Source organism: Rhizobium sp. BK491 (genome assembly GCF_014194925.1).
Classification (GTDB): Bacteria; Pseudomonadota; Alphaproteobacteria; order Rhizobiales; family Rhizobiaceae; genus Rhizobium.
In genome coordinates this window covers 499,133-519,990 of record NZ_JACIAR010000001.1, presented here as the reverse complement: position 1 = coordinate 519,990, position 20,858 = coordinate 499,133, and the positions used below count along the sequence as shown (strand labels likewise).

The 20,858-nt window shown below is 59.1% G+C and carries 17 protein-coding genes; 11 read left to right on the top strand and 6 right to left on the bottom strand.

Features of this window, described 5'->3' with window-relative positions:
* The first annotated feature begins 42 nt into the window (after positions 1 to 42).
* Together FHX05_RS02605 and FHX05_RS02600 are read left to right on the top strand one after the other, a co-directional pair.
* Positions 43 to 1,008: an alpha/beta fold hydrolase gene (locus FHX05_RS02605; protein ID WP_183870581.1), complete on the top strand. Its 966-nt coding sequence runs from the start codon at positions 43 to 45 to the stop codon at positions 1,006 to 1,008.
* Between the two features lie 56 nt (positions 1,009 to 1,064).
* Positions 1,065 to 1,673, top strand: coding sequence for a pyridoxamine 5'-phosphate oxidase family protein (locus tag FHX05_RS02600; RefSeq protein ID WP_112606310.1), 609 nt, complete (start codon positions 1,065 to 1,067; stop codon positions 1,671 to 1,673).
* A gap of 54 nt (positions 1,674 to 1,727) precedes the next feature.
* Here the strand turns inward: FHX05_RS02600 and FHX05_RS02595 are convergent, their stop codons facing one another.
* The 3 genes from FHX05_RS02595 to fumC all read right to left on the bottom strand — a co-directional run bounded on the left by FHX05_RS02595 (position 1,728) and on the right by fumC (position 6,342).
* Positions 1,728 to 2,795 (bottom strand): GGDEF domain-containing protein, encoded by a 1,068-nt coding sequence (locus FHX05_RS02595; protein WP_112606312.1) that lies wholly within the window; start codon positions 2,793 to 2,795, stop codon positions 1,728 to 1,730.
* A 196-nt stretch (positions 2,796 to 2,991) separates the two neighbouring features.
* On the bottom strand, positions 2,992 to 4,599 hold the full coding sequence (locus FHX05_RS02590; protein ID WP_183870580.1) for a fumarate hydratase: 1,608 nt from the start codon (positions 4,597 to 4,599) through the stop codon (positions 2,992 to 2,994).
* Positions 4,600 to 4,950: 351 nt separating this feature from the next.
* Complete coding sequence (fumC, locus tag FHX05_RS02585; RefSeq protein ID WP_112334688.1) at positions 4,951 to 6,342, bottom strand: class II fumarate hydratase; 1,392 nt, start codon at positions 6,340 to 6,342, stop codon at positions 4,951 to 4,953.
* Between the two features lie 402 nt (positions 6,343 to 6,744).
* Here fumC and FHX05_RS02580 point away from each other — a divergent pair, with 402 nt between their 5' ends.
* Positions 6,745 to 8,643, top strand: a complete 1,899-nt coding sequence (locus FHX05_RS02580; protein WP_183870579.1) for a L,D-transpeptidase family protein — start codon at positions 6,745 to 6,747, stop codon at positions 8,641 to 8,643.
* Between the two features lie 90 nt (positions 8,644 to 8,733).
* Here FHX05_RS02580 and FHX05_RS02575 read toward each other — a convergent pair whose 3' ends face one another.
* The gene (locus tag FHX05_RS02575) at positions 8,734 to 9,408 is read right to left on the bottom strand and encodes an HAD family hydrolase (protein ID WP_112334690.1); all 675 of its coding nucleotides are present in this window, start codon (positions 9,406 to 9,408) and stop codon (positions 8,734 to 8,736) included.
* Between the two features lie 195 nt (positions 9,409 to 9,603).
* Here FHX05_RS02575 and rpiA point away from each other — a divergent pair, with 195 nt between their 5' ends.
* From rpiA to FHX05_RS02550, 5 genes are all read left to right on the top strand, one after another.
* A complete protein-coding gene (rpiA, locus tag FHX05_RS02570) occupies positions 9,604 to 10,305 on the top strand; it encodes a ribose-5-phosphate isomerase RpiA (RefSeq protein WP_112411885.1) in 702 nt (233 codons plus the stop codon).
* Between the two features lie 13 nt (positions 10,306 to 10,318).
* The gene (locus FHX05_RS02565; protein ID WP_112606318.1) at positions 10,319 to 10,873 is read left to right on the top strand and encodes a DUF2059 domain-containing protein; all 555 of its coding nucleotides are present in this window, start codon (positions 10,319 to 10,321) and stop codon (positions 10,871 to 10,873) included.
* A gap of 181 nt (positions 10,874 to 11,054) precedes the next feature.
* Positions 11,055 to 12,440, top strand: coding sequence for a glutathione-disulfide reductase (gene gor / locus FHX05_RS02560; RefSeq protein WP_183870578.1), 1,386 nt, complete (start codon positions 11,055 to 11,057; stop codon positions 12,438 to 12,440).
* A 154-nt stretch (positions 12,441 to 12,594) separates the two neighbouring features.
* On the top strand, positions 12,595 to 13,968 hold the full coding sequence (locus FHX05_RS02555; RefSeq protein WP_112334694.1) for a 3-deoxy-7-phosphoheptulonate synthase class II: 1,374 nt from the start codon (positions 12,595 to 12,597) through the stop codon (positions 13,966 to 13,968).
* Positions 13,969 to 14,125: 157 nt separating this feature from the next.
* Positions 14,126 to 14,551, top strand: coding sequence for a GFA family protein (locus tag FHX05_RS02550; protein ID WP_183870577.1), 426 nt, complete (start codon positions 14,126 to 14,128; stop codon positions 14,549 to 14,551).
* Positions 14,552 to 14,554: 3 nt separating this feature from the next.
* Here FHX05_RS02550 and FHX05_RS02545 read toward each other — a convergent pair whose 3' ends face one another.
* Positions 14,555 to 15,091, bottom strand: a complete 537-nt coding sequence (locus FHX05_RS02545; RefSeq protein WP_183870576.1) for a DUF1003 domain-containing protein — start codon at positions 15,089 to 15,091, stop codon at positions 14,555 to 14,557.
* A gap of 417 nt (positions 15,092 to 15,508) precedes the next feature.
* Between FHX05_RS02545 and FHX05_RS02540 the strand changes: the two genes are divergently transcribed.
* The 3 genes from FHX05_RS02540 (at position 15,509) to FHX05_RS02530 (ending at position 19,953) form a co-directional block, all read left to right on the top strand.
* A complete protein-coding gene (locus FHX05_RS02540; RefSeq protein ID WP_183871172.1) occupies positions 15,509 to 17,188 on the top strand; it encodes an NAD+ synthase in 1,680 nt (559 codons plus the stop codon).
* Between the two features lie 31 nt (positions 17,189 to 17,219).
* Positions 17,220 to 18,044, top strand: coding sequence for a PD40 domain-containing protein (locus FHX05_RS02535; protein WP_183870575.1), 825 nt, complete (start codon positions 17,220 to 17,222; stop codon positions 18,042 to 18,044).
* Between the two features lie 163 nt (positions 18,045 to 18,207).
* Complete coding sequence (locus FHX05_RS02530) at positions 18,208 to 19,953, top strand: ankyrin repeat domain-containing protein (RefSeq protein ID WP_183870574.1); 1,746 nt, start codon at positions 18,208 to 18,210, stop codon at positions 19,951 to 19,953.
* 52 nt (positions 19,954 to 20,005) lie between these two features.
* Here the strand turns inward: FHX05_RS02530 and FHX05_RS02525 are convergent, their stop codons facing one another.
* Positions 20,006 to 20,758 carry a hypothetical protein gene (locus tag FHX05_RS02525; protein WP_183870573.1) on the bottom strand — a complete coding sequence of 251 codons (753 nt, stop codon included), beginning with the start codon at positions 20,756 to 20,758 and terminating at the stop codon, positions 20,006 to 20,008.
* Between the last annotated feature and the right edge of the window lie 100 nt (positions 20,759 to 20,858).

The following is a 20,858-nucleotide window of genomic DNA, read 5'->3' as shown; positions in this document are numbered from 1 at the left end:
TGTACTTTATTGTTCATAGTTGAACATTATTGGATTCCCACTATGCCATCCTTTGCGCTCAAGGTCACCCGGTCGGGTCTCGCCGGTCTCGAAAGGCTGTCTCCGCGGCTCGCCGGCAAGGCGGCTTTCCGGCTTTTCTGTCTGACGCCATCGCGTCGGCCGCGCGGCTCGAAGGCCAAGTCTGCGTATGTGGAGGGCAGGCAGCGTCTCCTTGCAGCGGAGCAGGTGATGCTGCCGTTTCCCGGTGGCCGCGCCATGGCTTACCGCTTCAATGGCGGAGCCAAGGGGCCGCGCAGACGCTATCTCGTGGTCCATGGCTGGGGTTCCAGCAGTGAATACATGTCCGAACTGGCTGCATTCCTTGCCGACGATGGAGCGGAGGTGATCTCGCTCGATCTTCCCGGGCATGGGCGCTCGGGCGGGCGGTTCCTGAATGTGCGTTTGGCCGTCTCCGCCATTGCCGCGGCCTCGGCCCGTTTCGGAGCCTTCGATGCCGCCATCGGACATTCCTTCGGCGGCGCATCCCTGGCACTGGCATCCGCGGGTTTTCTGCCTGATATCGAGCCGCTTCGGCCGGGAAAGCTGGTGCTGATCGGTGCGCCGAGCGCCATGGGCTGGCTGTTCAAGGATTTCGGGCGCCTGATGCGGCTGGGGTCGGCGACGCAGGCGGCCCTGGAAGACGAGGTTCGTCTGGTAACGGGCAGGACGCTCGCTTCCTATGACCAGAAGCGCGACCGGCTCGATCCGAGCCGGCCAGTTCTTGTCATCCATGCCGAGGATGACAAGGAAGTGAGCGCCGATCATGCGCGCGGCTATGCGGCCGAGGGTCCGCATGTCCGTCTCTTCTGGGCCAATGGCTTCGGTCATCGGCGAATCGTCAGTGCCGCACCCGTGCTTGAGGCTATCAAGGACTTCCTCGCTAAAGACCTCCAAGAGGAAAATCCGCTCGAAAATCATGACGGGACAGTGTTATCGTTCTACCGAACTCCGCTGCGTCGCTCGTTATAATAATGTCTGCGCCGCCCCGGATTCGAGTGGAATGCCACAGAGAAGCGTGAGGCCGCATGCACATCGTCACATCCGTCGAGGAACTGAAGCAGCTCTATGGCGACGCCGGCGAGGCGTCGATCACCAAGGTCACGAGCGTTCTGACACCGCTCTATCGCCGAATGATCGAAGCATCGCCCTTCATGGCGCTGGCAACGGTCGCGTCCGAGGGGCTTGATTGCTCACCGCGTGGTGACTTGGGTGGAGTCGTTCGCGTGGAGGATGAGAAGACCCTGCATCTGCCGGATTGGCGCGGCAACAACCGCGTCGACTCTCTTGCGAATATCGTTCGCGATCCGCGCATAGCGCTGATGTTTCTCATCCCGGGATCGAATACGACGATGCGGCTCAATGGTCGGGCAGTCGTCTCGATCGACCCGGCCTTGCTCGACAGTTTCGAGATGGATGGCAAGCATCCGCGCTGCGTTGTCGTGATTACGATCGAGGAAGTCTATTTCCAGTGTGCCCGGGCGGTGATGCGGGCCGAGCTGTGGAATGCGGAACGGTTCGTCGATCCGGCAAGCCTGCCATCGCCGGGTATGATGCTGAAGGCGGCGAAGGCCGATTTCGATCAGGAGACTTATGATCGCGAGGCGCCCGTACGGGCGGCCAAGACACTCTGGTAAGCAAGCCGCCGGCATGCCTGGGAAAGCGGCGCCGGCGGTTGGTTGGCTTCGCTTCTAATTCTTGTAGATGAGCCAACTTTTGGTGAAATCCTTCCGCATGCCATCCTGATAGACGCTGCTGCAATTGCGGCCGGCATTCTTGGCGCAGTAAAGCGCCAGATCGGCCTTGTTATACAGTTCCCCGGAATCGGCTGCTTCCGAAGCCATACAGATGCCGAGGGAGAGGGTGATCGGACCATAGTCGACCCCGGTGCGCGAATTCTTGAACGGCGTCGCTTCGAGGGTGCGACGTATCCGTTCGCATACCGTCGTAACTTCCTCGATGCTGGTGGCTTCCAGAATGAGAGCGAATTCCTCGCCTCCGACGCGGGCGACGAAGACGTCGCGACGTACATTGGCGCGGATGATGGAGGCGACGGTGGCGAGAATCTTGTCGCCGACCGGGTGGCCGAATGTGTCGTTGACCCGCTTGAAGTGATCGATATCGGCAAGAACCAGAGCGGTCGTCGGCCGGGTAAGCTGGTTGTCGAAGATGGAGATCAGCCGGTCCTCGAAGGCGCGGCGGTTGGAAAGCCGGGTTAGCGAATCGGTGTTGGCGATGCGCTTGTATTCGTCCAGCTCTTTGCGGACCAGATCCATTTCCTGGCTGCGCTCCACGACATGCTCGACGGTCTTTTCACCGTGAGCCATCGTATCGCCGGTTGCTGTGGCGAGCATGTCAATGGCGCTGCGTAGCAGTTCGGCGCTGTTGTGGCTTCTGGAGCTTATGCTTGCACTAGTTTCGCCGAGCAGGCGGTTATAGCTTTCGAGTGTTGTCTGTTCCTGACGCAGGGCGCGTAGGACGGCATCGAGTTCGGAGGCGAGGCGGGTATGCGCTTCATCGAAGACGCGAGCCGCATGATGCGGAAAATACTTGGCGCCGATCGCGTCCAACTCCTCCTGGGTGGCGTTTTTGCCCAGAGCCGCCAGTTCACGCGTGAGAGTGGGATTGGAGCCGATATAAGCTTCGTAGAAAAGTTCGTAATTGCGCGGAATAGGTGCGACCCCCATGGATCGCATGGCGTAGGTAATTTGCCCTGCCACGTCGGGAATTTGCGCCTTCGGCGCAATCGCCGTACTCATCGGTGAGCTCCGTAATAATGTATTTGTTAAAACTCTTCTTTATCTATGCAAAGATTCTTTGAGAAAATATTAAGAGTGTGGTTATGAAAAATCCTCCGTCACTATGGTTTTATTCAAAAATAATACAATTGAAGAGGGTTTTACAGAAAGGGGCGCCGATGCGCCCCTTTGATATGCTCAATTCAAAACAGCTATTCTATCCAAGGTTAAGTTCCTGAAAGAAATCGTTGCCCTTGTCGTCAATGACGATAAAGGCGGGAAAATCTTCGACCTCGATCTTCCAGACCGCTTCCATGCCAAGTTCCGGATATTCGAGTACCTCCACCTTCTTGATGCAATCCTGGGCAAGGCGGGCAGCCGGCCCGCCGATCGAACCGAGGTAGAAGCCGCCATATGTCTTGCAGGCTTCCCGTACGGTACGCGAGCGGTTGCCCTTGGCGAGCATCACCATGGAGCCGCCGAAGGATTGGAACTGGTCGACATAACTGTCCATGCGGCCTGCGGTCGTCGGGCCGAACGAACCGGAGGCATAGCCGGCTGGCGTCTTTGCCGGCCCGGCATAATAGACCGGATGGTTCTTCAGGTATTCCGGCATGCCTTCGCCCTTTTCCAGGCGCTCGCGGATCTTGGCGTGGGCAAGGTCGCGCGCGACGATGATGGTGCCGGTAAGCGACAGGCGCGTCTTGACGGGATGTGCGGACAGTTCTGCCAGGATATCCGCCATCGGCCGGTTGAGATCGATGCGGACCATGGATTCCGAGAGCTTGGCTTCGTCGATCTCCGGCATGTACTTGGACGGGTCGGTCTCCAGCTGTTCGATGAAGATGCCGTCGCGCGTGATCTTGCCCTTCGCCTGGCGGTCGGCGGAACAGGAGACGCCGAGGCCGATCGGCAGCGATGCGCCATGACGGGGCAGGCGGATGACGCGGACGTCATGGCAGAAATACTTGCCGCCGAACTGGGCGCCGACGCCGAGGCTCTGCGTGAGCTTATGGATTTCTTTCTCCATTTCGATATCTCGGAAGGCATGTCCGCTTTCGGAACCTTCCGTGGGAAGACAGTCGAGATAGCGCGTCGAGGCGAGCTTGACCGTCTTCAGGTTCATCTCGGCCGAGGTGCCGCCGATGACGATCGCGAGATGGTAGGGCGGACAGGCCGCCGTGCCGAGCGTCAGGATCTTCTCTTTCAGGAAGTCCAGCATGCGGTCGTGGGTTAGCAGCGACGGCGTGCCCTGATAGAGGAACGTCTTGTTGGCCGAGCCGCCGCCCTTCGCGACGAAGAGGAATTCGTAGGCGTCGGTGCCTTCCTCGTAGATATCGATCTGTGCGGGCAAGTTGTTCTTGGTGTTCTTTTCCTCGAACATCTTGATCGGTGCGAGCTGCGAGTAGCGCAGGTTCTTCTTCTCGTAGGCGTCAAGCACTCCTTTGGCGATCGCGCCGCTGTCGCCGCCCTCGGTCCAGACGCGGCGGCCTTTCTTGGCCATGACAATCGCTGTGCCGGTATCCTGGCACATCGGAAGCACGCCGCCGGCAGCGATATTGGCATTCTTCAGCAGATCGTAGGCGACGAAGCGGTCGTTATCGGTCGCTTCAGGGTCCTCCAGGATCGAGGCAAGCTGCTTCAGGTGACCGGGGCGCAGCAGGTGATTGATATCGGCGAAAGCCGTTTCGGCAAGGAGACGGATGCCCTCTGGATCGACGGTCAGGATTTCCTGGCCCTTGAAGGTGTCGACGGAAACATAGTCGCCCGAAATCTTGCGGTAAGGGGTCGTGTCGTCGCCGAGGGGAAATAGATCGTCAGCCATGTGGGAAACCTTTCAAGCCGGATGGCGGGGAAGATGTTTGGAAACGATCTAAATCCGGCTTGAGGCAAAAGCAATTGTTTGGCTGATAAGTTGAAACTTCAAAGTGGGGTTCGTTGATTGGGCATACTCAGGTCAGGTGGGTCTTCCGATGGCGAAACCTTCTGCCCGGCCCCTCACCCTAGCCCTCTCCCCGCAATGCGGAGAGAGGGGACCTATTCTGTGTTTGCGGCACCTACTAAGAGGCTGCTGATGTCGCATGATCAACTCCCTTTCCCCGCAATGCGGGGAGAGGGGCCATGCACACGGCTGCAATATCGGAGAACATGCCCGGACGATCACCGTCCAGTGATATCACTTTGGCCCGATCATCGTTTCCGGGCGGACGATGGCATCATATTCTTCCGATGATACCAATCCGCTCGCCAGCGCTTCTTCCTTCAGCGTCGTGCCGTTCTTGTGCGCCGTCTTGGCGATCTTGGCGGCGTTGTCGTAGCCGATCTTCGGGGCGAGCGCCGTCACCAGCATCAAGGAGCGCTCCAGGCCAGCCTTGATGTTGTCCTCGCGCGCCTCGATACCGACGACGCAATTATCCGTGAAGGAGACTGCGGCGTCGCCGAGCAACTGCACAGACTGCAGGAAATTATAAGCCATCATCGGATTATAGACATTGAGCTCGAAGTGCCCCTGGCTGCCGGCAAAGGTCAGCGCGGCATTGTTGCCGAAGATGTGAATGCAGACCTGCGTCAGTGCTTCGCACTGTGTCGGATTGACCTTGCCCGGCATGATCGACGAGCCCGGCTCGTTCTCCGGCAGTGAGAGTTCTCCGAGGCCTGAGCGCGGACCGGAGCCAAGCAGGCGGATGTCGTTGGCGATCTTGAACAGCGCCGCTGCGGCGGCATTGATGGCTCCGTGGCTGAAGACCATCGAGTCATGGGCCGCCAGCGCTTCGAACTTGTTCGGTGCAGTAACGAAGGGTAGGCCGGTAATTTTGGCGATCTCGTCGGCGACCTTCTCGGCAAAGCCGATCGGTGCATTGAGCCCGGTTCCGACCGCCGTGCCGCCCTGGGCGAGTTCGCAAAGCCCCGGCAATGTCAGCTCGATGCGCTTGATCGAGGAGGCGACCTGCGCGGCATAGCCGGAGAATTCCTGGCCGAGCGTCAGCGGCGTTGCATCCTGCGTGTGAGTGCGGCCGATCTTGATGATATGGGCGAAATCGGCGACCTTCTTTTCCAAAGCCGCATGCAAATGCCGCAGGGCCGGCAGCAGATGATGGACGATCTGCTCGGCGCAGGCGATGTGCATGGCTGTCGGATAGGTGTCGTTCGACGACTGGCTCATGTTGACGTGATCGTTCGGATGCACCGGCTTTTTCGAGCCCATGACGCCGCCGAGCATCTCGATCGCGCGGTTGGAGATCACCTCGTTAGCATTCATGTTCGATTGCGTGCCCGAGCCGGTCTGCCAGACCACAAGCGGAAAATGCTCATTAAGCTTTCCGTCGATGACTTCCTGCGCCGCCGCAACGATCGCTTTGCCGAGGGTCGGATCCAACTGGCCGAGCTCCATGTTGGCGCGTGCGGCCGCCTGCTTGACGATGCCAAGGGCGCGCACGACCGATAGCGGCTGCTTCTCCCAGCCGATCTTGAAATTGCCGAGCGAGCGTTGCGCCTGCGCCCCCCAGTAACGGTCGCTGGCGACTTCGATCGGGCCAAATGTGTCGGTTTCGGTGCGGGTGGAGGTCATCTTCCTGGTCCTGCTTTCCATTGAGACGGATAGCAGCTCATATAGGTCCGAAAGGGCCTCATGAAAATATCAACGCGCAATTTGATGACTGTTATAGTCATGTTTTGCTTGGTGCGGCGTGCTCTTTTTAACACGCTGCGCATATATTAACGGACACGCATTTTCGGGCGCTTAAAAAGTCTCCAAAAATTCAATAAAGCATTAACCAATAATTTCATATTTTTGTGTGGACTGAGCCGCGAAAGACGCCACCGCTTCGTCACATGAAGTTGAGGCATTGAACGAAAGGCGGGCCTCGCCGTTTTCATAGTGTGAGTATACGATGTCGAAGACATCGCGGCCGAGTTGAAAACAGCACCGTCAAGCTCGAAGTCACCGCACGATACAGGGACTGATTACAGAATGAAACTTGCTTCCAAAGCCACCGCATCCGTCCTGGCTCTCTCCTGTTGCCTTTCTTCGATAGGCGCAACCTCTGCAAGTGCCATGACCCTCATGGATTTCATCCGTGGCGGCCAAGGCCGTCAGCAGAGCACGCAGGTTTCGGCTCCCGTTCCTGTCAATCCGGTGCAGACGCTGGATCCTGATCAGCCTCCGCGAGTAAAGCAGCCGCTGCCGACCGTCGATGCGCCGAAATATTATACCTATAAGGCCGACCAGATGCGCCTGGTGTCGACGGCACATTTCGCCGACCCGGTCGTGACCGGTGCCGTTGCAGATGCTTCTCCCTCGCCGGTCGCGGTCGACACCGGGATTTCGCAGCGCCGCTATCTGGCGGATGCGCGCGTCATGGCGACCAATGACATCGCCAAGGCGATCGAGGCCTATTATGCCGATCAGAGCAAGCCGCTTCTCTGGGTTGCAGATCATGCCGTCAGCGACAAGGCGAAGGCTGCCATGGCGGCTCTTGCCGATGCGGGTTCCGTCGGCCTCGATCCCGCCGATTATGCGGTAACTTTGCCCAGTGCCGATGCGGAAAGCGCCGATCCGGTCATGCGCGATCGCGCGCTCATGCAATTCGAGCTCGCGCTGTCGAGCAAGATATTGATGTTCGTTCAGGATACGGTTCGGGGTCGCCTCGACCCGAACAAGATTTCCGGCTATCACGACTTCAAGCGCAAGGACGTCAATCTGACGGCGATGCTCGACGTATTGCGCGCCAGCCCGGATGTTCCAGCTTATCTGAACAGCCGAACCCCATCCAATCAGCAATTCCTGGCCTTGAAGGCGGAGCTCGCGAAACTTCGTGCGGAATCCGGATCAGACGGCAGCCATATCTCCATTTCGCTGAGCGGAATTCTGAAGCCGGGCGGCAGTTCCCCGGAAATGGCCAACATCGTCAAGGCGATTCAGCACCGCGGATCGGATGCGCTGAAGGCCGCTCATGCCGATCTTTTCGATGCCTATCTGGGCACGCCGGATTATACGCCCGAACTCGTGTCGCTGGTTGAAGACTTCCAGCGCGAGAAGGGTCTGACAGCCGATGGCGTGATCGGCTCGTCCTCCGTTCGCGCCATGGTCGGCGAGAACAATGACGTGAAGATCCAGAAGCTGGTCATCGCCATGGAGCAGCTGCGCTGGCTGCCGCCTGAGCTTGGCCCGCGCTATGTCTTCATCAACCAGCCGGCTTTCATGGTTTATTACTACAATAATAACCAGGAGCAGCTGTCGATGCGCGTCGTCGTTGGCAGCAAGCAGCACCAGACCTTCTTCTTCGAAAATCAGGTGCAGACGGTCGAATTCAATCCGTTCTGGGGCGTTCCGCAGTCGATCATCATCAACGAGATGCTGCCGAAGCTGCGTTCCGATCCGAACTATCTCGACCGGATGGGCTATCAGGTCGAAGTCGGCGGCCGCGCCGTCGCATCGTCCAGCGTCGACTGGTACGGCTCGACGAAGAGCATCTCGGTTCGCCAACCGCCCAGCAGCGACAACGCACTCGGTGAACTGAAGATCCTCTTCCCGAACTCGCATGCGATCTATATGCACGACACGCCGCAGAAGAGCTTCTTCAAGAAGGATATGCGCGCACTCAGCCACGGCTGCGTCCGCCTTGCCGATCCGCGCGCGATGGCTGCCGCCGTGTTGAACACCACGGTCGACGATGTCGCCAAGCAGATCGCCACCGGCCAGAACAAGGCTGTAGCCGTGCCGCAGAAATTCCCGATCTACATCGCCTATTTCACCGCGTGGCCGAACAAGGATGGCGTTATCCAGTACTTCAACGACGTCTACGATCGTGACGCCGCCACGCAGAAGGCGCTCGATGCGACCTCGAAGGCACGCACTGCTCAGATCTAAAGTCTGTTCAGCGGCGAAAACGAATAAGGGCGGCCCATTGGTCGCCCTTATTCGTTTAAGGGCTGATGCGCCTCAGGCCGCCAGCAAGCCTTAAGCGGCCAGCAATCCCTCGACCAGCTCGGGCGTCAGTTCGTCGTAGTGGTAGATGATGCGGTTCGGTCCGAGCGTTTCGATGCCGACATCGGAGTAACCGAAAGGGACGGCGATCGAGGGGACGCCGGCGTTGCGGGCGACGAGGATGTCGTTGATGCTGTCGCCGATCATGATCGTACGGGCGATGTCGCCGCCGGCGCGTTCGACCGTGCCGATCAGGTGCTCGGCATTCGGCTTGCGGACGGTGAAGGTGTCACCGCCGGTAATGGCCTCGAAGTAATGGGTCAACTTCAGCCGGTCGAGCAAGGTGCGCGCCAGCGATTCCATCTTGTTGGTGCAGACGGCGAGCTTATAGCCTTGGCTCTTCAGCGTATCGAGAGCTGCAAGCAGCCCCGGGTAAGGCTGCGTCACGCCTGGCATGGTTTCGGAATAATGAGTGATAAAGCGCTGCAGAAGGGCGGGCAATTCTTCCGATGTCAGCATATAGCCGTGCAGTTTGCAGGCTCGCTCGATCATGACCTGCGCGCCGTTGCCGACGAGATGTGTCACGTCGTCGTAGCTGACCGGGGGAAGTTCGAGCGCCGCGATCGTATGGTTCAGGCTGACGATCAGGTCCGCATGCGTGTCCAGCAGCGTGCCGTCGAGATCGAATACGACAAGGGGGGATTTCACTAGGAATCGGCCTTTGCAGAGAAAAGAGTGCGTCTTTTGGAGTTAAAAGATCGCGTAGGCAATTGCAACTGAAGTGCCGGAATGCCTTGGCGGGAAGGGGCCGGGGATTTCTATATCATCCCGTTATTTTGGCTTTCGTTTGGCTGGAGAGCCGTGTAAACAGCAGACCAACGTAACAATGGGAGCAGGTGGCGCATGGACGCCCGCCAGATGAAGATTGAGGCTGCGAGAGCCGCGCTCGCTCATGTCGAGAGCGGCATGCGGCTCGGGATCGGCACCGGCACCACGGCGGAGGAGTTCGTTCGCCTGCTCGCCGAAAAGGTTGCTGCCGGCCTCTCGATCCAAGGCGTTCCGACGTCCGAAAGGACGGCCAAGCTTTGCAATGAGCTCGGCGTCCCGTTGAAATCCCTGGACGAGCTTCCCGAACTTGACCTTACCATCGATGGTGCCGATGAGCTGGATGGCGCGCTGACGCTGATCAAGGGCGGCGGCGGCGCGCTGTTGCGCGAGAAGATCGTTGCGGCATCGTCAGCCCGCATGATCGTCATTGCGGATCAAAGCAAGGTCGTCGAGACGCTCGGCGCATATCCATTGCCTATCGAGGTCAATCCGTTCGGGCTCGTTTCCACCCGCATCCTCATCGAGAAGGCGGCGTCACGCATCGGTCTTTCCGGCGCACTGAACATGCGCCGCTCGGGCGACAGCCTCTTTGTCACCGATGGGGGGCATTACATCGTCGATGCATCTTTCGGCCGCATTCCTGATGCAGAGGCGCTGTCGAACGAGCTCTATTCGATTCCCGGCGTTGTCGAACACGGGCTCTTTATCCATATGGCGACATTAGCGATCATTGCCGGCCCTGCCGGTGCGCGCACGTTGCAGGCCAACAATACATAGGAGCACTCATCTCATGATCAAATTTGCGGGTCTTGGCCGTCTTGCCGCTGCAACCATTCTTCTTTCCGGCATTGCCTTTGGTTCGGTCAACGCTCAGGAAGTTTCCGAGGATCAGATCAAGGCTGCCCGCGCCGCGATCAATGCTCTCGGCATTACCAACCAGTTCGACAATATTCTGCCTAATCTCGCCGAGCAGCTAAAGAGCACGATGATCCAGGCAAACCCGAATTTCGGCGATGCGATCAATTCGACCGTCGATGCCACCGCGCTCGCGCTCGCACCACGTCGTGCCGATCTGGAGCGTGAAGCTGCCATCACCTATGCCAAGGCTTTCTCGGCCGACGAACTCAAGGCGATCGCCGATTTCTACGGTTCGCCGGCAGGCAAGAAGCTTCTCAAGGATGGTCCGCTGGCCACCCGCGAACTCTACAAGGCCGCCGATATCTGGAGCCAGGGCATTTCGCGCGATCTCGCAAAGCAGAGCAACAATGCCCTGCAGAAGGTCGTCAAGCAGCCGGTCGTTACGCCGGATGCCGGTGCGGCCGCTCAGCCGGCGCCGAAGCAGTAAGCGACGCGTCGTTGCTGCATTCGTTCCGAAAGAGATGTTTCGTCTTTTTGGTGCGTACGGCAGGCAGTTGAAATTCGAGGCCCGGATCGATTCCGGGCTTTTCTTTTTATATCCCGGCTCCCTATATGAGGGCGACCCCCATTGGCGCTTCGCGCGCGTCTGACGTCTACAGGAGCGATCCATGCCTTCGTTTGATTTCGACCTTTTCGTGATTGGCGGCGGCTCCGGCGGCGTGCGTAGCGCACGCGTGGCCGCATCGCTCGGCAAGAAGGTCGGCATCGCCGAGGAGTATCGCTATGGCGGCACCTGCGTCATTCGCGGTTGCGTGCCGAAGAAGCTGTTTGTCTATGCCTCGCAGTATAGCGAGCACTTAGAGGATGCGGCCGGTTTCGGCTGGACGGTCGGCGAGAGCAGCTTCGACTGGAAAAAGCTGATCGAGGCAAAGGACAAGGAAATCGCCCGGCTGGAGGGCCTCTATCGCAAAGGGCTCGACAACGCCAAGGCCGAGATCTTCGATACTCGCGCCGAGCTGGTGGACGCCCATACGATCAAGCTGCTGAAGACCGGGCAGACCGTGACCGCCGAGACGATCGTCATTGCGACCGGCGGCAGGCCGAACCTGCATACGGCGCTGCCCGGCCATGAGCTCTGCATCTCCTCGAACGAGGCCTTCCACCTGAAGGAACTGCCGAAATCGATCCTGATCGCCGGCGGCGGATATATTGCCGTCGAGTTCGCCAATATCTTCCACGGGCTCGGAGTCGAGACGACGCTGATCTATCGTGGTGCCGAGATCCTGTCACGCTTCGATCACGACCTGCGCAAAGGCCTGCATGAGGCCATGGAGGAGAAGGGCATCCGCATTCTCTGCCATGACATCATCGAGCACGTCGAGAAGGCAGAGGGCAGGCTCAGCGTTCGGACGAAGAACAACAAGGCGCTGACGGTCGATACCGTCATGCTGGCGCTCGGCCGTACGCCGAATACAGAAAATCTGGGGCTTCAGGCCGCCGGCGTCGCGATCAATGAGCAGGGCGCCATTATCGTCGACGAATATTCGCGCACTTCCGTTCCGAATATCTTCGCTCTCGGCGACGTCACCGATCGGGTACAGCTGACGCCCGTCGCTATCCACGAGGCCATGTGCTTCATCGAGACCGTCTACAAGGACAATCCGACCCGGCCGGACCACGAACTCATCCCGACGGCCGTCTTCTCGCAGCCGGAGATCGGTACCGTCGGCCTGACCGAGGAGGATGCGGCCAAGCGCTATCCTGAACTGGAGGTCTATCGCGCCCAGTTCCGGCCGATGAAGGCGACGCTTTCGGGCCGAGCCGAGAAGATGATCATGAAGCTGATCGTCAATGCCGCGGACCGCAAGGTCATCGGCGCCCATATTCTCGGCCACGATGCTGGCGAGATGGCGCAGCTTCTCGGCATTACGCTGAAGGCGGGCTGCACCAAGGACGACTTCGACCGCACCATGGCCGTCCATCCGACGGCTGCGGAAGAATTGGTGACGATGTATTCGCCAAGCTACCGCATCCGCAATGGCGAGCGCGTGTAACGCCCCCATTTTCACGCAAATATCGGCTGCACCATAAAAGATTCGCACAGTAGTTTGCCCGCCTTTGCAAGCGGGCGGCAAAGGTTTATAAGCGCGCGTTATTTACGACGATGGGCCGCCCGAGAAAGATCGGGCGCACAAGCAGGTGAGTGAGATGGCACAGAATTGGACACCGAGCAGTTGGCGGCAGAAACCGATCCAGCAGGTGCCGGATTTTCCGGACAAGGCAGCGCTGGCAGAGACCGAAGCTCAGCTTGCAAGCTATCCGCCGCTTGTTTTTGCCGGTGAGGCCCGTCGTCTGAAGGCGCATCTTGCCAATGTTGCCGAAGGCAATGGCTTCCTGCTTCAGGGCGGCGATTGCGCCGAAAGCTTCGCCGAGCATGGTGCCGATACGATCCGCGACTTCTTCCGCGCCTTCCTGCAGATGGCCGTCGTGCTGACCTTCGGTGCGCAGCTGCCGGTCGTCAAGGTCGGCCGTATTGCCGGTCAGTTCGCCAAGCCGCGCTCGTCGAACATCGAAACGCAGAACGGCATCTCGCTGCCGAGCTATCGCGGCGACATCATAAACGGCATCGATTTCACCGAAGACGCACGCATTCCCAATCCGGAACGTCAGCTGATGGCTTACCGCCAGTCCGCTGCGACGCTCAATCTGCTGCGCGCCTTTGCCATGGGCGGCTATGCCAACCTTGAAAACGTGCAGAAGTGGATGCTCGGCTTCGTCAAGGATAGCCCGCAGGGCGAACGCTACCGCAAGCTTGCCGATCGCATCGGCGAGACGATGGATTTCATGCGCGCGATCGGCATTACCGCCGAGAGCAATGCGAGCCTGCGCGAAACGGATTTCTTCACCAGCCACGAAGCGCTATTGCTTGGCTATGAAGAAGCCTTCACCCGCGTCGATTCCACGACCGGCGACTGGTACGCGACCTCGGGCCACATGCTCTGGATCGGTGACCGCACGCGCCAAGCCGATCATGCCCATGTCGAGTATTTCCGCGGCATCAAGAACCCGATCGGTCTGAAGTGCGGGCCTTCGCTGCAGGCGGACGATCTGCTTAATCTGATCGATATTCTGAACCCGCAGAACGAAGCCGGTCGCCTGACGCTGATCTGCCGTTTCGGGCATGACAAGGTTGCCGACAACCTGCCGCGCCTCATCCGCGCCGTCGAGAAGGAAGGCCGCAAGGTCGTCTGGTCCTGCGATCCGATGCACGGCAACACGATCACGCTCAACAACTACAAGACGCGTCCGTTCGAGCGCATCCTGTCGGAAGTCGAGAGCTTCTTCCAGATCCACCGTGCCGAAGGCACGCATCCGGGCGGCATCCACATCGAGATGACCGGCAAGGATGTGACCGAATGCACGGGTGGTGCCCGCGCCGTCGGTGCCGAAGATCTTCAGGATCGCTATCACACCCATTGCGACCCGCGCCTCAATGCCGACCAGGCGCTGGAACTTGCCTTCCTGCTCGCCGAGCGGATGAAGGGCGGCCGTGACGAGAAGCGCATGCGTGCGCACGGCTGAGTGAAGCCTTATTCATGACCTATCGAACGGGCCGGCGAAAACCGGCCCGCTTGCTTTTGGGCTGGGCCGATCAGCGCGGCTGAAAGACACTTCATTTCTTTGAAATTGACCCGAGTGCCGTTCTCGGGAAGGCTGCCCTGAAATAAAGGGAGCAATGATGAGCGACGAACACACGGGAGCCTGCCTTTGCGGCAGCGTAGGTTTCAGGACACGCGGCAAATTGCGCGAGGTTGTTGCCTGCCATTGTTCGCAGTGCCGCAAGCAGACCGGTCTCTATTACGCCGCAACCAACGTCGCGCGCGAAAATCTCGTTATCGAGGGAGAAGAGGCGATTACCTGGTATCGTGCCAGCACATTCGCGCGCCGCGGTTTTTGCAAGACTTGCGGCTCGGCCCTGTTCTGGGTGGCCGACAGCGCCGATGAAATATCGATCATGGCCGGTCTGTTCGACCAGCCGAGCGGTCTCAAGATAGCCTATCACATCTATTGCGCCGACAAGGGCGACTATTATGAGGTCAGCGACGGACTGCCGCAATATCGGCAGGGGCGACCGGGATTACTGACGGCTGGCCCCTCCGATTGACCTTCACATACTGCCTTTTTCGGTAACGAGCTTGCTGAGCTTGGCGAGCTCCTCCCGCACCACTGCGAGCTCGGTCAACACCTGCATATCAATCTTCTGGTGCAGCGATAGCACTTCCAGCTCGGATTTGAGATTGACCTCGTAATCCTTGGCTGCCTCGAAGCGGTCCCTTTCTGCCTGCCGGTTCTGAGACATCATGATGATCGGCGCCTGGATCGCGGCGAGCATGGAGAGAACGAGGTTCAAAAAGATGAAAGGATAGGGGTCGAAGGCGTTCGTGCTGAGAAGGATCGTGTTGACGATGCACCAGAAGACCAGAAACAGCAGGAAGGCAGTGATGAAGGACCATGAACCGCCAACGCGGGCAATGCCATCAGCCAGACGCTCTCCTCTGGACGATTCCGCCGAGATAGCTGCATTGACATCGGTGGAGATGACTTTCCGCTCGTGCGCCTTTTTGAGAACGCGCTTTTCGATATCGCCGAGTTGATCGGCTGTCTTGTCAAAATGCAGATGAACGAAGTTGGGAAGATTATGCATTGGGAGGGCTCCGAGGTCCAAGTGGCGTTGAATGCAACTATTCGACCAACGGGCAAAAATGCAACGAGGGAAGGGTACCAAACATCACGAGGCGGTTTGCCGCTGTGCTGCCAGAGCGCATGCTAGCCGTTGAGGTTCGGAGCATCCGACCTGCCGCACCCAGGCATTCGCGCCGTCCATGATAATGTCGAAGATCGGGTCCTTTATGTCGTAATAAAGCATCGGCATTCATGGCATCGATGAAGGGAGTGTCTGCCATCGCGGCTTCAATGATCAATGCGATCAAAGTCTTCTTTGCAAGGCTAGCTTGGTATTTTTCCGGGCAAAAATACCACCTATGCGGGTGGCGTGATCTTTGATGCGTGTGCGGGAAGGAAGGCGGTTGCGGAAGGAAGATGGCATCGCTAAATGTATGGCATGACAGAGCAAAGCCAGATTACCAACACCATTTGCATCGCCGTCGCGCAGCTCAATCCGACGGTCGGCGATGTCTCCGGCAATCTCGCCAAGGCGCGTGACGCCCGCGCCGAAGCCGCGCGCGAAGGCGCGCAGCTCGTATTGCTGACGGAATTGTTCATTTCCGGCTATCCGCCGGAAGATCTCGTGCTGAAGCCGGCCTTCATCCGCGCCTGCCGGAAAGCGGTCGAGGCTCTGGCCGCGGATACGGCCGATGGTGGCCCCGGCGTCGTCGTAGGTTTTCCGCGCCAGGACGATACCGGGCGTTACAATTCCGTGGCGGTGTTGGATGGTGGCAAAGTCATCTTCATCAGAGACAAGGTCGATTTGCCAAATTACGGCGAGTTCGACGAGAAGCGCGTCTTCGATGAAGGGACGATTTCTGGCCCTGTCAATTTCCGGGGCGTGCGTATCGGTATACCGATCTGTGAGGAAATCTGGAATGATCTCGGCATCTGCGAGACGCTGGCCGAGAGCGGTGCGGAAATTCTGCTGGTGCCGAACGGTTCGCCTTACTATCGGGGCAAGGTCGATGTCCGTCACCAGGTCGCTTTGCGGCAGGTGATTGAGTCAGGCCTGCCGCTGATCTTCGCCGCACAGGTTGGCGGCCAAGATGAACTGGTTTTCGACGGCGCCAGCTTCGGCTTCAACGCAGACAAGACGCTGGCCTTCCAGATGAGTCAGTTCGAGACCGCGCTTGCCGTGACGACCTGGAAGAAGAACGGCGATGGCTGGCACTGTGCCGAAGGCCCGATGGCCCATATTCCGGAAGGCGAGGAGGCGGATTATCGCGCCTGCCTGCTAGGCTTCCGCGACTATGTCAACAAGAACGGCTTCAAGTCGGTCGTGCTTGGCCTCTCCGGCGGCATCGACTCGGCGATCTGCGCCGCGATTGCCGTCGATGCGCTCGGCGAAGAACGCGTGCGCACCGTTATGCTGCCATATCGCTATACCTCGCAGGATTCATTGAAGGATGCGGCCGATTGCGCCAAGGCGCTCGGCTGCCGCTATGATATCGTGCCGATCGAAGATCCGGTGACGGGCTTCACTTCGGCCTTGTCGGATCTCTTCGAAGGTACGGAAAGCGGCATCACCGAGGAAAACCTGCAGAGCCGCGCGCGCGGCACCATTCTGATGGCGATCTCCAACAAGTTCGGCTCGATGGTGGTGACGACGGGCAACAAGTCGGAGATGTCTGTCGGCTACGCCACGCTCTATGGCGATATGAACGGCGGCTTCAACCCGATCAAGGATCTCTACAAGATGCAGGTCTACGCGCTGTCGCGCTGGCGCAACCTGCATGTGCCCCCCGGTGCGCTCGGCCCCTCGGGTGAGGTCATTCCCCATAACATCATCGACAAGGCGCCTTCGGCGGAATTGAGGCCGAACCAGACGGATCAGGATTCGCTGCCGCCCTATCCGGTGCTTGACGATATCCTCGAATGCCTGGTGGAAAAGGAGATGTCGGTGGAGGAGATCGTGGCCCGGGGCCATGATGTCGCGACCGTACATCGCATCGAACACCTGCTTTATCTTGCAGAATACAAGCGCCGCCAGTCGGCACCGGGTGTGAAGATCACCAAGAAGAATTTCGGTCGCGACCGTCGCTATCCGATCACCAACCGGTTCCGCGATCGCTGATCGCGGTATCCAGCGGCAAGGGAGAGGAAGAATGCGCAGCTCGGTCGAGATCTATAATATCCGTACGGGTGCAAACCGGATCGTCTGGCAAACGGACCAGCTGATCGAAGCGCCGAACTATTCGCCTGACGGGCGATATCTGCTGCTGAATGGCGACGGCCTACTTTACCGGCTGCCGCTGGATGGCAGCGGCATCGCCCAGGTCGATACCGGCTTTGCGACCCAGTGCAACAACGATCACGGCATTTCCCCGGATGGTTCGCTGATCGCGATTTCCGACAAGACGCAGCATGGTAAATCCTGCATCTATGTTCTACCCGCAGAGGGCGGCACACCAAGGCAGGTGACGACCAATCTGCCGTCCTACTGGCACGGCTGGTCGCCGGACGGGAAGCGCTTCTCCTATTGCGGCATCCGCAACGACGTTTTCGATATCTATACGATCTCGATCGATGGTGGCGAAGAGACCCGACTGACGCATGGCGAGGGCCGTAATGACGGACCTGACTATTCGGCCGACGGGCAATGGATCTATTTCAATTCGAGCCGCACCGGCCTCATGCAGATCTGGCGCATCCGTCCGGACGGCACCGGCTTGCAGCAACTGACCGACGACAATTACGGCAATTGGTTCGCGCATCCGTCGCCAAAAAACGACAAGGTCGTCCTGATCTCCTACGATCCCGGCGTCTTCGATCATCCGCGCGATCTCAATGTGCGGATGCGGCTGATGGACATGGATGGCGGCAATCTCACGACGCTGTTCGAGCTCTTCGGCGGGCAGGGATCAATCAATGTGCCGAACTGGTCACCGGATGGGGACGAGTTCGCCTATGTCCGCTATGAGCCGGCCTGAGTTCTGGACAGACCGCAACTGCCGCGATAGATCTGGATGCGTTCTCAGGGCGCATCCGATCCGCGGGAAGGGCTAGGCCCACCTGATGCATATGAAGTGAGACTGCCACACCTCTTTTCAGTCTGTGGGCGCGGATACCGGACGTAAATGGAAGGAGGTCTTCGTGACCACGCGCTCTTTGGCTGTCGACGCCACCCTCGATTCCCTGAAAAAACAGGCCAAGTCTTTCCTCAAGGCCGTACAGTCGGGCGATGCTTCGGCGCGCAGCCGCGTTGCGCCCTATTTTGCCGACGTCGCAGATGTGGGATTGCAGGACATTCAGCTTGTTCTTGCCCGCGAATTCGGTTTTTCCAGCTGGGCGAAGCTCAAGGCGCATCTGGAAAGCGACGATCGTAAGCATGTTCCACGGGACCAGCTCGCCAACCGTTTCCTGTCACTGGCGACGGTTTCTTACTTTGCCAATATTCCCGCCGATCCCGCGCGCTTCGATGAGGCGCTGCGACTGCTGGAGGCTCATCCGGAGATTGCCGATGAAAGCATTCACGTCGCTGCTGCGCTTGGCGATGCCGACCGTGTAAGTCGCTGGCTCGATCGTCAGCCACAGCTTCTCGATCGCAGGGGCGGGCCGCATGATCTCACTCCGCTGATGTGCGCGGCCTATGCTCGCGTGCCGGGTCGTTCCAGCCTGCCGGCAGCCCGCGAGTTGGTCGGGCGTGGGGCCGACGTCAACGCCTTCTTCCTCGATGCCGGCCAATATCGCTTCACCGTTTTGACTGGCGTCTTCGGTGAAGGCGAGGCGGGGAAGGAGCGCCAGCCTCAGCATCCGGAATGCGAGGCATTCGCGCGGCTGTTGCTCGATGCCGGAGCCGAAGCCAATGACAGCCAGGCGCTCTACAACCGCATGTTCGAACCCGACAATACATGCCTGAAATTGCTGATCGAATATGGCTTGTCCGCCAGGGATAAGAACAATTGGCTCGTGCGCGAGGATGGCAAGTTCGTCGAGAACTCGCAGACCGTTTTCGACTATCAGCTTGCCTGGGCGCTGGAACATCGCATGGGCGAACGCGTGCGCCTGCTGGTGGAAAATGGTGCTGATGTCAACAAGCCCATTAACGACAGGACTCCCTATGAATGGGTTCGCCTAAGTGGCGATAGCAAGCTGGCAGCATACCTTATTCAGAAGGGTGCCGTCGCGGTTCGCCTGAAGCCGGAGGATTGGGCCTATATTCAGATTAAGGCAAGTGCCGTCGACATCGAGCAGATCATAAAGATTTTCAAGCAGATGCAGGGCGGAAGCAATCTTAATATCGCAGCTGCGATGCAGCGGGCTCATCCGGCCATGCTCCACGACGCTGCCGGGGAAAACGACTTGGAGGCCGTGCGCCGCATGCTGGCTTTGGGCTTCGACGTCAACGCCATGACGACCCGCACACCGCTGCATGAGGCGGCACTGCATGGCCATATGGAGATGGCGAAACTGCTGATCGCGCATGGAGCCGATACCACCGTTCGCGATCCGAATTTTCATGCGCCGCCAATCGGTTGGGCCGAATATAACGGCAAGGATGAGATGGTCGAGTTTCTGAAAGCCCATCCGCTCGATATCTTCGCGGCTGCAGCCTTCGGCCAGATCGATCAGCTGGCTGCCATTCTCGATAAGCATCCCGAGCAGGTGAATATACGCTTCGGTGAATTCCGTTCGCGTAGACAGCCTACCGATCGCGATTGGATGACGCCGCTCGGCTTTGCCATCTTCAATCGATGCGGTGACGCGGTGCGCTTCCTGCTGGCGCAGGGCGCGGATCGCTCGGTGAGGGATGCTTCCGGACGGTCCTATCGCGATCTTGCGCTGGAGGCGGGTGATGAGTCCGTTATCTCTCTGTTGCGCCAGTCGGCATCGGCATAAAACCTTGGAAGCAGGGCGGGTCAGGCGAAAATGAGAAACGGCTGGCCGCGCATTATTGCGTCGGCTGCGGCCCGGCTTCTTTCGGGTGCTTGAGGTCAATGCTGCCCTGGTCGGTCGCGAGGAATTGCGGGCCGACCTGGCGCACCTTATGGGCTGAGGGATCGTATGGCCGATCCGGCGGAAATTGCTGCGGCTGCGCCTGTGTTATCTTGGGCGCCGGCGTCGGCGGTGCCTGTTTCTGTTCCAGGCTGGAATTCGTCTGGAGCCGTGGCGTTTCGATGACGGTAATGGAGCTTTCAGGCTTGGCAAGGGACTGCTCCTGCGGCGCATAGGCATCCATCTTCGTGTGGGTGTCGATCACGATATCCGGGGTGGCCGAAGCCGGCAGGCTGCAGCCGTTACGCTGCATCATATCCAGCAACTGCCGCCGCTGCATGGCTACGGCATCGACGCGGCCGACGCTTTCCTCACGCTGATCCATCAGCAGGGAGAGATCCTGCCGCATCTGATCGATCGATTGCCTGATGTCATCGCAGACGCCCTGATTGTCCTGGCCGCCAAATACGCCATCGTCGCCTTCGGCGCAGCCCTGGTTGCGCAGATCGCTCATCGTCCGGCGGATCATCAGGTTCTGCTGCACGATGGCGCGCGAGAGCTGGCGTGTTTCCTGGCTGGCGCCGACCACCTCATTGATGTCGACATAGCGGCCGCGCAGCTCGTCGCAGAGATCGGCCTGTGCAAGGGCCGGCGTGGCCGTCAGCAGGGAAAAGAGGGCAATGGAAGTGTGTTTTATGCCGCGGTTCACGGTGCTGCTCTCGAAAGCGGTTTTAACTCGCTGAAGATTACACGCTGCAGCTTAACAACGTATCCATGAAAAAGCACGGATTTCGAGAGGATTTTCGTGA